This is a genomic window from Acinetobacter sp. RF14B (assembly GCF_006864105.1).
Taxonomy (GTDB): Bacteria; Pseudomonadota; Gammaproteobacteria; order Pseudomonadales; family Moraxellaceae; genus Acinetobacter; species Acinetobacter lwoffii_C.
Window position 1 is genome coordinate 1 of the sequence record NZ_SMTB01000256.1, and the last position, 488, is coordinate 488.

General features: G+C 43.4%; 1 protein-coding gene. It reads left to right on the forward strand.

Annotation, left to right across the window (positions count from 1 at the left end; translation table 11 throughout):
* Positions 1-201: 201 nt before the first annotated feature.
* Positions 202-488: mannose/fructose/sorbose PTS transporter subunit IIA (locus tag E2K52_RS14830; protein ID WP_044709946.1), on the forward strand; the 287-nt coding region annotated here is incomplete at its 3' end.

The window sequence follows — 488 nt, forward strand, 5'->3', positions numbered from 1 at the left end:
TTTACCTTTCGAAATTTCTGCTTATCGAAAGTTAAATTACGGATCTTCATCACATAAAATAATTTTTTCGATATCTAAAATAAATCGCGAAACGCAGGGGTTTTTGGTTGTAGCCCTTATCTGAATCGATTCGATTGTGGACGACGATTCAAAAATACATCTGGCACGTTGAGGTGTTAACGATAATAAAGGAGGTAGCAAGTGACCATTGCTATTGTTATAGGCACACATGGTTGGGCTGCAGAGCAGTTGCTTAAAACGGCAGAAATGCTGTTAGGCGAGCAGGAAAACGTCGGCTGGATCGATTTCGTTCCAGGTGAAAATGCCGAAACGCTGATTGAAAAGTACAACGCTCAGTTGGCAAAACTCGACACCACTAAAGGCGTGCTGTTTCTCGTTGATACATGGGGAGGCAGCCCGTTCAATGCTGCCAGCCGCATTGTCGTCGACAAAGAGCATTATGAAGTCATTGCAGGCGTTAACATTCC